17 protein-coding genes are annotated in these 13,540 nt (G+C 33.4%); all 17 read left to right on the forward strand.

Going from position 1 to position 13,540, the window contains the following annotated elements; translation table 11 throughout:
- The first annotated feature begins 13 nt into the window (after positions 1 to 13).
- The 17 genes from darB to AC4FQ3_RS16605 all read left to right on the forward strand — a co-directional run bounded on the left by darB (position 14) and on the right by AC4FQ3_RS16605 (position 13,537).
- Positions 14 to 1,147 (forward strand): dialkylresorcinol biosynthesis protein DarB, encoded by a 1,134-nt coding sequence (gene darB / locus AC4FQ3_RS16525; protein WP_491182562.1) that lies wholly within the window; start codon positions 14 to 16, stop codon positions 1,145 to 1,147.
- Positions 1,147 to 1,578 (forward strand): hotdog family protein, encoded by a 432-nt coding sequence (locus tag AC4FQ3_RS16530; RefSeq protein ID WP_491182563.1) that lies wholly within the window; start codon positions 1,147 to 1,149, stop codon positions 1,576 to 1,578. The genes darB and AC4FQ3_RS16530 overlap by 1 nt, the downstream gene beginning before the upstream one ends.
- A 7-nt stretch (positions 1,579 to 1,585) precedes the next feature.
- Positions 1,586 to 2,047, forward strand: a complete 462-nt coding sequence (locus AC4FQ3_RS16535) for a hotdog family protein (RefSeq protein WP_491182564.1) — start codon at positions 1,586 to 1,588, stop codon at positions 2,045 to 2,047.
- Between the two features lie 191 nt (positions 2,048 to 2,238).
- Positions 2,239 to 2,643: a flexirubin biosynthesis protein DarG gene (gene DarG / locus AC4FQ3_RS16540; RefSeq protein WP_042564833.1), complete on the forward strand. Its 405-nt coding sequence runs from the start codon at positions 2,239 to 2,241 to the stop codon at positions 2,641 to 2,643.
- Positions 2,643 to 3,641 (forward strand): BtrH-related acyltransferase DarH, encoded by a 999-nt coding sequence (gene darH / locus AC4FQ3_RS16545; protein WP_491182565.1) that lies wholly within the window; start codon positions 2,643 to 2,645, stop codon positions 3,639 to 3,641. Before DarG ends, darH begins: the two co-directional genes overlap by 1 nt.
- A 60-nt stretch (positions 3,642 to 3,701) precedes the next feature.
- A complete protein-coding gene (locus AC4FQ3_RS16550) occupies positions 3,702 to 4,400 on the forward strand; it encodes an ABC transporter ATP-binding protein (RefSeq protein WP_302094156.1) in 699 nt (232 codons plus the stop codon).
- Positions 4,390 to 5,673, forward strand: coding sequence for an ABC transporter permease (locus AC4FQ3_RS16555; RefSeq protein WP_491182566.1), 1,284 nt, complete (start codon positions 4,390 to 4,392; stop codon positions 5,671 to 5,673). The genes AC4FQ3_RS16550 and AC4FQ3_RS16555 overlap by 11 nt, the downstream gene beginning before the upstream one ends.
- On the forward strand, positions 5,648 to 6,097 hold the full coding sequence (locus tag AC4FQ3_RS16560; RefSeq protein ID WP_491182567.1) for an acyl-CoA thioesterase: 450 nt from the start codon (positions 5,648 to 5,650) through the stop codon (positions 6,095 to 6,097). Before AC4FQ3_RS16555 ends, AC4FQ3_RS16560 begins: the two co-directional genes overlap by 26 nt.
- A 108-nt stretch (positions 6,098 to 6,205) precedes the next feature.
- A complete protein-coding gene (locus tag AC4FQ3_RS16565; RefSeq protein WP_491182568.1) occupies positions 6,206 to 7,345 on the forward strand; it encodes a beta-ketoacyl synthase N-terminal-like domain-containing protein in 1,140 nt (379 codons plus the stop codon).
- Positions 7,346 to 7,451: 106 nt separating this feature from the next.
- Positions 7,452 to 8,066 (forward strand): 3-oxoacyl-ACP synthase, encoded by a 615-nt coding sequence (locus tag AC4FQ3_RS16570; RefSeq protein ID WP_491182569.1) that lies wholly within the window; start codon positions 7,452 to 7,454, stop codon positions 8,064 to 8,066.
- 2 nt (positions 8,067 to 8,068) lie between these two features.
- The gene (locus AC4FQ3_RS16575) at positions 8,069 to 8,326 is read left to right on the forward strand and encodes a phosphopantetheine-binding protein (RefSeq protein ID WP_042564839.1); all 258 of its coding nucleotides are present in this window, start codon (positions 8,069 to 8,071) and stop codon (positions 8,324 to 8,326) included.
- Between the two features lie 179 nt (positions 8,327 to 8,505).
- Entirely contained in the window at positions 8,506 to 9,708 is a 1,203-nt protein-coding gene (locus AC4FQ3_RS16580) for a beta-ketoacyl-[acyl-carrier-protein] synthase family protein (RefSeq protein ID WP_491182570.1), read from the forward strand.
- Entirely contained in the window at positions 9,699 to 10,766 is a 1,068-nt protein-coding gene (locus AC4FQ3_RS16585; RefSeq protein WP_491182571.1) for a beta-ketoacyl synthase N-terminal-like domain-containing protein, read from the forward strand. Before AC4FQ3_RS16580 ends, AC4FQ3_RS16585 begins: the two co-directional genes overlap by 10 nt.
- Complete coding sequence (locus tag AC4FQ3_RS16590; RefSeq protein WP_491182572.1) at positions 10,763 to 11,548, forward strand: polysaccharide deacetylase family protein; 786 nt, start codon at positions 10,763 to 10,765, stop codon at positions 11,546 to 11,548. The genes AC4FQ3_RS16585 and AC4FQ3_RS16590 overlap by 4 nt, the downstream gene beginning before the upstream one ends.
- Before the next feature lie 123 nt (positions 11,549 to 11,671).
- Positions 11,672 to 12,298 (forward strand): flexirubin biosynthesis/transport protein LolA2, encoded by a 627-nt coding sequence (lolA2, locus tag AC4FQ3_RS16595; RefSeq protein WP_302094149.1) that lies wholly within the window; start codon positions 11,672 to 11,674, stop codon positions 12,296 to 12,298.
- Positions 12,264 to 12,899, forward strand: coding sequence for a flexirubin biosynthesis protein LolB2 (lolB2, locus tag AC4FQ3_RS16600; RefSeq protein ID WP_491182573.1), 636 nt, complete (start codon positions 12,264 to 12,266; stop codon positions 12,897 to 12,899). Before lolA2 ends, lolB2 begins: the two co-directional genes overlap by 35 nt.
- Positions 12,900 to 12,919: 20 nt before the next feature.
- Positions 12,920 to 13,537 (forward strand): porin family protein, encoded by a 618-nt coding sequence (locus AC4FQ3_RS16605; protein WP_491182574.1) that lies wholly within the window; start codon positions 12,920 to 12,922, stop codon positions 13,535 to 13,537.
- Positions 13,538 to 13,540 lie beyond the last annotated feature (3 nt).

The following is a 13,540-nucleotide window of genomic DNA, read 5'->3' on the forward strand; positions in this document are numbered from 1 at the left end:
ACGAAAGTAGATTATGTTTGAAGTATATATTACCAAAGCCGCAAAATTTTTGCCAAACGAAGCTGTTTCAAATGATGAAATGGAAAGTTATTTAGGTCTTATTAATGATACCGCTTCTAAAGCAAGACGTATTATTTTACGCAATAATAAAATTTTAAGCCGCTATTACGCTGTAGACAAAACGGGAAAAAGCACACACAGCAATGCCGAATTAACACGTAATGCAATTGTGCAGTTATTTGATGAAAATTTCACAGCTCAGGATTTAGAAGTACTTTCTTGTGGAACCTCAACACCAGATATTTTCCTTCCGTCACACGCCGCAATGGTTCATGGTTTACTTCAAAATAAATCGGTAGAATTAAACTCATCAACAGGAGTTTGCTGCGCCGGAATGAATTCTTTAAAATTTGGTTTTCTTTCGATAAGATCTGGAAATTCAAAAAATGCTGTTTGTACAGGATCAGAAAAAGTTTCGACCTGGCTAATTGCTAAAAAATACAGTCAGGAAGTAAGCAATTTAAAAACCCTTGAAGAGCAGCCTATTATTGCTTTCAAAAAAGATTTTTTACGTTGGATGTTATCAGACGGAGCAGGAGCTTTTTTATTGGAAAATAAACCAAGCGGAGACATTTCCCTAAAAATCGAATGGATGGAAGCTTTTTCATACGCATTTGAATTAGAGACTTGTATGTATGCCGGTGGAGATAAATTAGAAAACGGCGAAATTAAATCGTGGAGCGATTATGAGCCGGAAGAATTACTAAACGAATCTGTTTTTGCTATTAAACAAGACGTAAAATTATTGGACGAATTTATACTTTCTAAAGGAGCTGAAAGTATGTATGATGCCATGACTAAAAATAATATTACATCAGATCAGGTTGATTATTTTATTCCGCACGTTTCATCTAACTTTTTTGTTGAAGGATTAAAAAAAGGATTAAGCGAAAAAGGAATTGGAATGGCTGACGAGAAATGGTTTATGAACCTTTCAAGAGTAGGAAATGTAGGTTCGGCCTCTATTTATTTGGCTGTAGAAGAATTGATGAATTCTGGAAAACTAAAAAAAGGCGATCGTATTCTTTTATCTGTTCCTGAAAGTGGAAGATTTTCTTTTGCCTATGCTTATTTAACCGTTTGTTAATGGAAAGAACTTTACTTTTAGAAAAAAATGCTGTCGAAAATTTACTGCCACAAAAGTTTCCTTTTGTAATGGTAGACAAAATGTATTCCTTTACCGAAACTTCATTGGTTTCGGGATTAAAGATTCAAACCGACAATATTTTTTTTGATAATAATACTTTTTTAGAAGCCGGTTTAATCGAACACATGGCACAATCTGTGGCTTTGCATACCGGCTACGGATTTTTTTTAAGAAACGAAATTGCTCCAACAGGATACATTGGTTCTATTAAAGACATTGAAATAAAAAAATTACCCGAAATAAACGATACAATTCAGTCAACTGTAACTATATTGCAGGAATTTGGCGGAATTACTTTGGTTGATATCGTTACGACATTAAACAATGAAGAAATCGCTAAAGGGCAAATGAAAACCGTTTTAGCCAAATAATATAAGTATGAATATTGCTGCTGTCGACATTCAGAACTATTTACCACACCGGGCACCGTTGCTTATGGTGGATTTAATTTTGGAAATTGAATCAGATTTTGTAGAAACCATATTTTTGATAAAAGACGACAATATTTTTGTTGATAAAGGTGCTTTTATTGAAGCCGGTTTAATCGAAAATACAGCACAAACCTGTTCGTCAATTGTAGGTAAAAAATATTTTTTTGAAGAAGACGGAACCGAAAATGAAAACGTAAATGTTCTTGGTTTTATCAGCGCAATAAAAAATTTAAAAATACACGAATTGCCAAAAGTGGGCGATACCATTATAACCAAAGCAAATTTGGTTTCGAAATTCGTAGGTGAAGATTATACTTTATGTACGATGAGCTGCGAGAGTTTATCAGACGATAAAAAACTTTTAGAATGCGAAATTAATTTGTTCATTCAAAAAACAATGTCGGTGTAAAACATGTTGATGGAGGTTTGGGAATGTTTATCATAATATTCCTGATAAGTCAAATGTTCTATGGGATTGCTCGTAGAAATGATTTATTTATAAAAAAAGAAAGAAATTTAGCGCTCGCTAATCTGGGATTTTTAATAATTAGTTTATGTATTGCATTGGCATTATATCTCTAAAAAATTAAATTACATGCTATGGAAAAAGAAAAAGTACCGCAGGACAAAAGCAACTTAACTAAAAACAACGTTAAAGAACTTTTGTATGCAACCGATGAAAACGGAAACTACACTACAACTTTAAGTACTGGCTGGGAGCCAAAAACAATTGCACTTTCCAACTCTATTGACGATATAAACGAACGAATCGCCGAAGCAAAAATGCAGGTCGAAACCGGCGAAGCCAGTCCGATTTGTTATTATATGGAACTTAACAAAATGGATTTGACTATTTTGGCAAGTTACGTTGGACTTTGGAAATGGCGTGTAAAAAGACATTTTAAACCCGAAGTTTTTGCCAAATTAAACGATAAAATTTTAAAAAAATATGCCGATGCTTTTGACATTTCGGTAGCAGAATTAAAAAATATTAAAACAGACTAATGCAAGTTAATTTCACACATCATCAATCTGCTCATTGCGAAAACGGAGTAGCTTCGAATTTGTTAAAAAACAACGGCCTTAACATTAGTGAACCGATGGTTTTTGGTATTGGTTCCGGACTTTTTTTTGTGTATTTGCCTTTTATAAAAGTAAATCATGCGCCGGCAATTAGTTACAGAACCTTGCCTGGACAAATTTTTAATAAACTGGCAAGTCGTTTAAACTTAAAAATAAAAAGACAAAAATTTTCATCGCCAACAAATGCAAATAAAGCATTGGATGAAAATTTAAAAAACAATATTCCAACCGGATTACAAGTTGGCGTGTATCATTTAAGTTATTTTCCTGATGAATATCGCTTTCATTTTAACGCACACAATCTAGTCGTTTACGGAAAAACCGAAACCGATTATTTAGTGAGCGATCCTGTTATGGAAACCGTTACCACACTTACACACGATGAACTTGACAAAGTACGTTTTGCCAAAGGTGCTTTTGCGCCAAGAGGACAAATGTATTATCCAATTCACATTCCGGCAGCTGTCGATTTGAAAAGCGCGATCATCAAAGGAATCAAAAACACCTGTCGCGATATGCTGGCGCCAATGCCAATTGTTGGTGTACGCGGAATTAAATTTGTATCGAAACAAATTAGAAAATGGCCTATAAAACACGGTACTAAAAAAGCCAATCACTATTTGGCACAAATGGTTCGTATGCAGGAAGAAATAGGAACCGGCGGCGGAGGTTTCCGTTTTATATATGCGGCTTTTTTACAGGAAGCGTCTGTTATTTTAAATAATGAAGAATTGAAAACTCTCTCAAAAGAAATGACTTTAATTGGAGATTCATGGCGCGATTTTGCTGTTGAAGCTTCTCGTATTTACAAAAACCGAAGTGCAAAAGAAGATGCCTACAACACCATCGCAGATGAACTTTTGGACATTGCCAATCGTGAAGAAATCTTTTTCAAAAAACTAAAACAAGCCATAAGCTAATATATTTTGCAGTCAATAATTAAAATAGAATCTCTTTCGAAAAAGTACAAAAATGCAGAAATGTATTCTTTGAACGAAGTCTCGCTGCATATAAATGAAGGCAGTATTTTTGGTTTGTTAGGCCCAAATGGTGCCGGAAAAACCACTTTAATTTCTATGCTTTGCGGATTGGTAAAACCAACTTCAGGACATTTTACAATTGATGGTTTAAACTACACTGACGATTCTTCACAAATAAAAAAAATCATTGGCGTTGTTCCTCAGGAATATGCTTTATATCCGACTTTGACGGCCAGAGAAAATTTGCATTATTTTGGAAGTATGTACGGCTTAAAAGGTTCTGATTTAAAAGATAAAGTAATAGAAACTTTAGACCTTTTAGGATTATTAAAGTTCGCAGACAAACGAATCGAAACTTTTTCGGGCGGAATGAAACGAAGAGTTAATTTGATTGCCGGAATTCTGCACAATCCAAAAGTTTTATTTTTAGATGAACCAACCGTTGGTGTTGACGTTCAATCGAAAAATGCTATTATAGATTATTTGAAATTATTAAACCAAAACGGAACAACCATTATTTATACGTCGCACCATTTGGCTGAAGCCGAAGATTTTTGCACCAATATTGCCATTTTAGACCGAGGCAAAATTTATGCACAAGGCACGCCTTCGAGCTTAATTTCTTCTACTGAAAAAGCAAGAAACCTTGAAGAAGTTTTTATTTCATTAACCGGTAAAGACTTTAGAGATGAGCTATAAAATTTGGATGTCTGTAGTAAAAGAATTCTTGTTGTTAAGACGGGATTTGGGAGGTTTAATTATTCTGTTTGTCATGCCGCTGGTGCTTGTTATCACTGTTACATTGATACAAGACAGTACTTTTAAAACCGTAAGCGATTCTAAAATTGAAATTTTACTAATCGATAATGATAAAGGCGATGTTTCTAAAACTGTTTTTGAAAATCTTGAAAAAAGCAGTTTGTTTACTGTCGTAACGCAAATCGACAATCAGCCTATTACAGAAGAGATTGCTAAAGAAGCTGTTTACAGAGGAAAATATAAACTTGCCATTGTAATTCCTTCCAAATTAAGCATTGATTTACAAGCCAAAATTGATCAGAATGTAGACAACATTTTGAGCAATATGGGTTTAACAGATAGTGTTGCAAAACCTGCTACTCCAAAAATAATCAAAGAAAAAGAAGTAAAACTTTATTTTGATCCGGCGGTTCAGTTAAGTTTTAAAAATGCGGTAATGAGTTCGATTGATAAAATGATTTCTCAAATCGAATCAAAATCAATTTACAAAACATTTCAAAATCAATTGGGAGAAGGAAATGCCGATTTCGAACAAAAAAGTTTTATCTCTTTCAAAGAAATAATTCCAACAATAAACAACAAAGAAGTTCGACCAAATTCGGTGCAACATAACGTTCCGGCCTGGACTCTTTTTGCCATATTTTTTATTGTAATTCCGTTGTCTATTAATATAGTAAAAGAAAAAACACAAGGAACATTTGTTCGTTTAAGAACCAATCCGTCTTCTAATCTTATTGTGATTATCGGAAAAACAATTACTTATTCCGCCATTTGTATGATCCAGTTTTATATGATGGTTGCTGTGGCGGTTTTTCTATTTCCTCATATTGGTTTGCCGTCATTAAACATCGAAGGTCATTTATTTTTAATGAGTATTGTGGCTTTATTTTCAGGATTTGCAGCAATTGGTTTCGGAATTTTATTGGGAACTGTTGCCAGTACACAAGAACAATCTGCTCCTTTTGGCGCAACAAGTGTTATCATTTTAGCTGCTATTGGCGGTGTTTGGGTCCCTGTTTTTGCAATGCCAAAAATCATGCAGATCGTTGCCAAATCTTCACCAATGAATTGGGCATTAGAAGCTTTTTATGATGTTTTATTACGCAACATCTCTTTCTTAGAAATCATACCAAAAATAAGTTTATTGTTTTTGTTTTTTATTATCACAACATCCATCGCATTATTTTATGACAAAAAGAAAAGAACAGTATAACGAAGCCACTTCCCTAACCGTTTCTCACGAAATCAGAATTCGTTTTAACGAAACTGATCCGCTTGGAATCGTTTGGCACGGCAATTATATTACCTATTTTGAAGATGGACGAGAAGCGTTTGGCCGCCAACACGGACTTACGTATCTTGATATTGCAGAAACCGGTTACACTACTCCAATTGTAAAATCAATATGCGAACATAAATTATCTTTGCGCTATGGCGATGTGGTAACAATAGAAACAACGGTTGTTGATACGCCTGCTGCCAAAATGATTTATCGTTTTAGAATTATTGATGCAAAAGGAGATGTTGCCTGCACGGGTGAAACGGTTCAGGTATTTTTAGATAAAGAAGGAAATTTAATGTTGACGAATCCTGAGTTTTACGAAAACTGGAAACGAAAAGTTGGATTATTAAAATAAAAACACGGATTACACTAATTTTCACGAATTAAGAAATAAAAAAATCTGTGTAAATCTGTTTAATCCGCACAATCTGTGGCTAATTTTAAGCCAGGAAAAAAAGAGAAAATGATAAGAGAAATATACATCACCGAAACCAATTGTATCACACCTTTAGGATTTGATGTTGAATCGAACGTTGAAGCTATTTTGCGTGGCGAATCCGGAATTCAACTGCACGGCGATGTTTCTTTAATGCCAAATTCATTTTACGCGTCTATTATTTCTACCGAAAAAATAAATAGTGCTTTTGAAAAAATAAGCACTGACAAAAAATATTCCCGCTTAGAAAAAATGATGATTTTGGCTTTAGAGCCGATTATCAAAAACTCTGGAATTGAATTAAATTCGAAAACTGCTTTTATACTTTCCACTACAAAAGGAAATGTTACGGCATTAAAAGAAGATTCTGAAGCAAGTTTCAACAACGCACATTTAGATGTTTTGGCAAAAAATGTTGCTGATTTCTTCGGATTCAAAACACAACCAATTGTAGTTTCAAACGCTTGTGTTTCTGGAATTTTAGCCGTTTCCATTGCCAAAAGAATGATTCAGTCTGAATTGTACGACAACATTTTTGTTGTTGCCGGCGACGAAGTTTCTGAGTTTGTTTTATCGGGTTTTAATGCTTTCCAAGCGATGAGCGATTTGCCTTGTAAACCATATTCTAAAAACAGAACCGGCGTAAGTTTAGGCGAAGCGACAGCAGCAGTTTTAGTTTCGGCGGAAGCCAAAGACGCTAAAATAAAAGTTATTGGAGACAGTTCGATAAACGATGCCAATCATATCTCGGGTCCGTCAAGAACAGGTGAAGGTTTGTTTAGAAGTATTCAGAATGCTTTAAAAGAAGCTCAAATTAATACTGATCAATTAGATTATATTTCGGCTCACGGAACCGCAACACCGTTTAATGACGAAATGGAAGCGATTGCATTAAGTCGTTTGAATTTGCAAAAAGCTCCAATAAATAGTTTAAAAGGATTTTACGGTCATACTTTGGGCGCTTCGGGATTGTTAGAAACCGTAATTGCCATTGAATCCGCGAATAAAAATATGCTTTTTGAATCAAAAGGTTTTGATGAAATCGGCGTAAGCGAAACGATAAATGTTATTGAGAAAAACCAAGAAAGAAATATTGATTATTTTTTAAAGACAGCTTCTGGATTTGGAGGTTGTAATACGGCTGTGGTTTTTGAAAAAGTGAAATAAAACACGAATTTCACTAATTTTCACGAATTTCATTTTTTGAGTTTGTGAAATTTAAAACATATTTTAAATCCGTGCCAATTCGTGGAATTAGTGTTAAATAAAAACAATGACTCAAAATACTTACATACAATCCTACATCACCATTCAAAACGACGAAATTGTTTTGAACGGAACTTCTGTATTCAAAATTGAACCAACTGATTTTGGCGATTTTTCAAAACAAGCGTATCGTAATTTTGACATTCAATATCCGAAGTTTTTTAAAATGGATGCTTTGAGCAAATTGGCTTTTTTAGGATCTGAATTGCTTTTGAGTCCGATTATTTCAACGGAAAAAGAAAATAATATTGCTTTGGTTTTGGCCAATAAATCGTCGAGTTTAGATACAGATGTTAAGTATCAGGAATCTATTTCTGATAAAGAAAACTATTTTCCGAGTCCGGCGGTTTTCGTTTATACGCTGCCAAATATTTGTCTGGGCGAAATAAGTATTCGTCATCAGCTGAAAAGTGAAAATTCTTTCTTTATATTTGAGGCCTTCAATCCTGAATTTATGTCGAATTATTCCAACATTCTGCTGAATTCAAACAAAGCAGAAACAGTGCTTTGCGGCTGGGTTGAATTTTTTAATGACAATTATAAAGCATTTCTTTGCACCATTAGTAAAGAAGAAAACGAAAAATATAAAAACGAAACTATCAATACATTATATAATAAATAATCATGGAAGCATTAAAAGAAGAATTAAAAAACAAAATCATTACTACTCTTAACCTTGAAGATATTGCAATTGAAGATATTGCTGATAACGATCCTTTGTTTGGAGACGGTTTAGGTTTAGACTCGATTGATGCGCTTGAATTAATCGTGATTTTAGATAAAGATTATGGTATTAAATTGGTTGACCCGAAAGAAGGAAAAACCATTTTTCAATCTATAGAAAGTATGGCTGCTTATATTAGCGCTAACAGAACTAAATAGTATTGTAGATTTTAGACTTTAGATTTTAGATTTCTTAAAGCGAAATATTCAAAATCTAATGGGTTTCATTTTTTTGCAAACCTAAACAATAGTCTAAATTTAAAATTCAGGAATCTTTGTCAAAGTTTAAAACTTTGACAAAGATTGAATAATCTACAATCTAAAATCAGAAATCTAAAATGAATAAAGGTGTTGCTATAACGGGAATGGGAATTATCTCTTCGATTGGAAATTCAGTCGAGGAAAATTATATTTCGTTAATTGAAAATAAAATTGGCGTTACCCGTATCGAAAATATTTCGACTGTTCATGCCGATATTATTAAAGTAGGTGAAATTAAAAAAACCAATGACGAATTGGTCAACGAATTGAAACTTACCGAAGATAATAACTTTTCCAGAACGGCTATGATTGGCACTATTGCTGCCAAACAAGCTGTTGAAAATGCAGGAATTACATCTATAAATGAATTCAGAACCGGGCTTATTTCGGCTACAAGTGTAGGCGGAATGGATATGACTGAAAAACATTATTACGATTATTTCACACATCCTGAACTTGTTAAATACATTACTTGTCATGATGGCGGAGATGTCGCTGATAAGATTGCCGAAGAATTAGGATTAAAAGGAATTGTTACTACAATAAGCACCGCTTGCTCCTCTGCAGCAAATGCAATTATGCTGGGTGCTCGTTTAATCAAAACCGGAAAATTGGATCGCGTTATCGTGGGCGGAACTGATGGTTTGGCTAAATTTACCATCAACGGATTTAAAACTTTGATGATTTTATCTGACGATTATAATAAACCTTTTGACAATAACCGTAAAGGATTAAATCTTGGTGAGGCCGCTGCATATTTAGTTTTAGAATCTGATGAAGTTGTTGAGAAACAAAATAAAAAAGTGTTGGCCCGTGTTTCCGGTTACGGAAATGCAAACGACGCTTTTCACCAAACTGCTTCTTCAGAAAATGGTGATGGCGCTTATTTAGCCATGAAAAAAGCCTTTGAAGTTTCAGGTTTAAAACCGTCGCAAATTGATTACATCAATGTGCACGGAACTGCAACTCCAAATAATGATTTATCTGAAGGAAGAGCAATCAAAAGAATTTACGAGGATGCAACAGTTCCTGATTTTAGCTCGACAAAACCTTTTACCGGACATACCCTTGCAGCAGCAGCAGCAATTGAAGCTGTTTATAGTGTATTGGCAATTCAAAATAGTGTGGTTTACCCAAATTTGAATTTTGAAACTCCAATGGAAGAATTTGATTTGAAACCACAGACTTCTTTAAAAAATAAAAATATCGAACATGTTTTATCCAACTCATTTGGTTTTGGAGGAAATTGTTCTACTCTTATATTTTCAAAATGCAACTAAAAAAAACATATATAAATGGAATCGGCTGTATTTCGACTCAAAAAACATTTGATACTGTTTTTTTAGAAGAAGCGGTACACAATCACGACGAGAACGTGCTTAAAATCGTTCCGCCGGTTTACAAAGATTTTATTTCTCCGGCTGCCGCCAGAAGAATGGCAAAAGGAGTAAAAAACGGAATTGTAGCTTCGGCAATAGCCATGAAAGATGCAAATATTGAAAACGTAGACGCCATTATTACCGGAACAGGTTTAGGATGTATCGAAGATTCTGAAAAATTCCTGAAAAACATTTTAGATAATAACGAAGAGTTTTTAACACCAACATCTTTTATTCAGTCAACTCATAATACTGTTGGTGCGCAAATTGCACTTTTACAGCAATGTAAAGGATATAATTTTACGTATGTAAACGGAGCTGTTTCTTTTGAATCTGCTCTTATAGATGCAAAAATGCAAATTGAAGAAGACGAAGCGCAATCGGTTTTGGTTGGCGGAGTTGATGAAAATGGTGATTATACTACGGCGCTTTTTAAATTGTCAGGAAGAATAAAACCAGATAATCAACAGCCTTACAATCTTTTAGATTCTGATACAAGCGGAGCGGTTTATGGAGAAGGCGCCAGTTTTTTTGTTTTAGAAAATGAAAGAAAAGAAACTACTTATGCAGAAATTTTGGATGTTACAATTCTAAATACTTTGGAAGCAAACGAAGTTGAAGCGGAAACATTATCTTTTCTAAAAGCAAATAACCTGGAAATTTCAGATATTGACGCTTTGGTTTTAGGATACGACGGTAATATCGATTTTGAAGTTTATTATAAAAATCTTGGCGAAAACTCTTTTGCAAATACACCTCAATTGTATTACAAACATTTAAGCGGCGAATACGATACGGCTTCGGCTTTTGCTTTATGGATGGCGGCGAAAGTATTGAAAACTCAGGAAATTCCGGAAATTATAAAAGTAAATTCAGTTGAAAAACCAGCTTACAAAACCATTTTACTGTACAATCAGTTAAACGGAAAAAATCATAGTTTTACGTTAATCTCAAAATGATAACGCACAAAAACATATCACTATTTTTTGTCCTTTTATTGCTTTTATTGTTTCTTTTGAATTTTTATACAGCAATAAATATTTGGTGGTTTGTTCTAATTATTTTGATTTGGTTAGGAATTAATGCTGTTGGTTCTGCCCGAATATCTTCTGATTATCACGTAAAAGCGTACTGCAATAATCCATCTGAAACAAAAAAAAAAATTGCCATTACTTTTGATGATGGTCCGAGTATTTATACTTTGGAAATTTTAGAACTTCTAAAAAAATACAATGTAAAAGCGACATTTTTCTGCATCGGAAAAAACATTGAAGCCCATCCTGAAATTCTAAAACAAGTTATTGCCGACGGACATTTGGTTGGAAATCATTCGTATTACCATTCTCCTTTTTTTGATTTCTATAATGCTGCAACAATCAGGAAAGAAATTGAAAAAACGGATGCGCTTTTAGAACAATATACTTCAAAAAAAATAAATTTCTTTCGTCCGCCTTACGGAGTTACAACACCTTCGATTCGGAGAGCTCTTAAAAAAACCGGACATAAAGTTATTGGCTGGAATATTCGTTCGCTTGACGGCGGAACAAAAAATCAAAATTTAATTTTCAATCGCATAATAAAACGTATTTCTCCCGGTGGAATTGTACTTTTGCATGATACGGCATCACACTCTGTTTTAGTATTGGAACAGTTTTTGCAATTTTTACAGCAAAACAATTATAAAGTGATTTCGACGGAAGAACTTTTGAATCTTAAAGCTTATGAAATTGAACGCGGATAACACAGATTCGCTAAAGCGAAAACGCTGATAAAAACGGATTTTTTTTAATATAATCTGTGTTAATCATTTATCACGATAGCTATCGGGAGCGGCAGAAATTTTTAAGCACAATTTTTACAAAATATGAAAACTAAAATAGCTCTACTTATCCTGTTTATTTCAGGCAATTTGTTTGCTCAGGAACAAAAAATGACGGCTGCAGAAATTGCTTCTTTTAAGGAAGACGTAAATGTGGTTTCTAAAAAAATCAAAACGTTAAGTACTGATTTTGTTCAGTACAAACATTTAGATTTCTTGTCTAAAGATATCGAGACATCAGGGAAAATGATTTTTAAGGAACCAAATCTGCTTCAATGGCAATATAAAAAACCGTACAATTACAGTATCGTTTTTAAAAACGGTAAAATCCTTATTAATGACGAAGGCAAAAAAAGTGCAGTCGATATTGGCAATAGCAAAATTTTTAGCCGCATCAATAAGCTAATTATCGGAAGCGTTAGCGGAAACATGTTTGACGACAAAGAATTTACCATTTCGTATTTTAAATTGAAAGGACAAAACATTGCGAAGTTTGTTCCCAAAGATGCTACTTTAAAAAAATACATAAAACAAATTGAACTAACTTTTGACAAAGAAGAGGCTACGGTAGAACAAGTAAAACTATTGGAATCATCTGAAGATTATACCAGAATTGTACTTAAAAATAAAGTGATCAATGCAAAAATCGACGATTCAGTTTTTACTAATTAATTGCTTTCTGGCAATTATCTTGATTTCTTGTGGCTCGGTCACAAAAAATTATACCCCAAAAAAATTAGACAAAACATCTTTTGAAGTTCCCTATTTTAAAGATTCTAAAACCGATTATGTTTATAAAGCAAACATTACGGTTTATGGTCATGATTTAACCGGAATTTTTATTGCCAAGAAAATAAATGACACTACACACCGCGTAGTTTTTACAACAGAGTTTGGTAACAAATTGCTGGATTTTGAAATTTCTGAAAATACTTTTAAAGTCAATTCAATTGTATCAGAGTTAGACCGCAAAATTTTAGTCAATACTTTAAGAGACGATTTTCGACTGCTTTTAAAGAAAGAGTATCAGATTCAGGAGCAATTTGAAAACGAGTCAGACGATATTTACAAATCTGCTTACGGAAAACGAGATAATTATCTTTTTATATCAAAAAAAGATCGTAAATTAGAGAAAGTCATTAATTCGTCGAAAACAAAAGAAAAAATAACGCTTCTTTTTAATTCGGAAAACGATATTTTTGCCGAAAAAATTGAGATTATCCATCAGAATATCAAATTGAAAATTGAATTAAATTATTTTAAATCGGAGTAGAAATTTAAACCAAAATTAAAATGAGAAAAATAACTACACTTGCTTTTATTTTATTTATCGGAATTCTAACGTCTCAAGCTCAGGTAACGGTTAGTCCGGGTTTACGAGGAGGTTTAAATCTTTCAAGATTAACAAATATTGATGACAATGGTTTAAAATCTGATTTTTATGCCGGCGGTTTAGTGGCTATAAAATTCAATAGATATTTCACACTTCAACCTGAATTAACCTATTCGCGACAAGGTTCTGAAGGTCGATATTATAGTGAACAAAATCCTGACTTTGGAACGAGAACAAAATATGAATTAAACTATCTTTCATTAGATGCGGTGGCTAAATTTCATTTTGGCGGACAAGGTTTTCACATTTTAGCCGGTCCATCTGCAGATTTTAAAACAAGTGATAATTTTGGCCGATATGGTTTTAATCCTATCGATTTTGATTTTTCTATAATCGCAGGAGTAGGTTATTCTTTGCCAAACGGATTAACATTTGAAGCAAGATTTAAGCAAGGCTTTATTGATATTTATGGTTATGATGGCATTGAATATGATAATGACGATAATTATTATTATGAAGATTTAATTTTAAATCAGGTTTTCCAGATTGGTATTAGTTATACTTTTAAAGTAAAATAAAAA

The organism is Flavobacterium sp. AK-345 (assembly GCF_058310175.1).

Coding starts and splice junctions, on each gene's coding strand:
- AC4FQ3_RS16590 (WP_491182572.1), top strand. CDS start 10,763: ATGATAACGCACAAAAACATATCACTATTTTTTGTCCTTTTATTGCTT.
- AC4FQ3_RS16565 (WP_491182568.1), top strand. CDS start 6,206: ATGATAAGAGAAATATACATCACCGAAACCAATTGTATCACACCTTTA.
- DarG (WP_042564833.1), top strand. CDS start 2,239: ATGGAAAAAGAAAAAGTACCGCAGGACAAAAGCAACTTAACTAAAAAC.
- lolB2 (WP_491182573.1), top strand. CDS start 12,264: ATGCAAAAATCGACGATTCAGTTTTTACTAATTAATTGCTTTCTGGCA.
- AC4FQ3_RS16555 (WP_491182566.1), top strand. CDS start 4,390: ATGAGCTATAAAATTTGGATGTCTGTAGTAAAAGAATTCTTGTTGTTA.
- AC4FQ3_RS16530 (WP_491182563.1), top strand. CDS start 1,147: ATGGAAAGAACTTTACTTTTAGAAAAAAATGCTGTCGAAAATTTACTG.
- darH (WP_491182565.1), top strand. CDS start 2,643: ATGCAAGTTAATTTCACACATCATCAATCTGCTCATTGCGAAAACGGA.
- AC4FQ3_RS16535 (WP_491182564.1), top strand. CDS start 1,586: ATGAATATTGCTGCTGTCGACATTCAGAACTATTTACCACACCGGGCA.
- AC4FQ3_RS16570 (WP_491182569.1), top strand. CDS start 7,452: ATGACTCAAAATACTTACATACAATCCTACATCACCATTCAAAACGAC.
- AC4FQ3_RS16560 (WP_491182567.1), top strand. CDS start 5,648: ATGACAAAAAGAAAAGAACAGTATAACGAAGCCACTTCCCTAACCGTT.
- AC4FQ3_RS16550 (WP_302094156.1), top strand. CDS start 3,702: ATGTATTCTTTGAACGAAGTCTCGCTGCATATAAATGAAGGCAGTATT.
- lolA2 (WP_302094149.1), top strand. CDS start 11,672: ATGAAAACTAAAATAGCTCTACTTATCCTGTTTATTTCAGGCAATTTG.
- AC4FQ3_RS16580 (WP_491182570.1), top strand. CDS start 8,506: ATGAATAAAGGTGTTGCTATAACGGGAATGGGAATTATCTCTTCGATT.
- AC4FQ3_RS16575 (WP_042564839.1), top strand. CDS start 8,069: ATGGAAGCATTAAAAGAAGAATTAAAAAACAAAATCATTACTACTCTT.
- AC4FQ3_RS16585 (WP_491182571.1), top strand. CDS start 9,699: ATGCAACTAAAAAAAACATATATAAATGGAATCGGCTGTATTTCGACT.
- AC4FQ3_RS16605 (WP_491182574.1), top strand. CDS start 12,920: ATGAGAAAAATAACTACACTTGCTTTTATTTTATTTATCGGAATTCTA.
- darB (WP_491182562.1), top strand. CDS start 14: ATGTTTGAAGTATATATTACCAAAGCCGCAAAATTTTTGCCAAACGAA.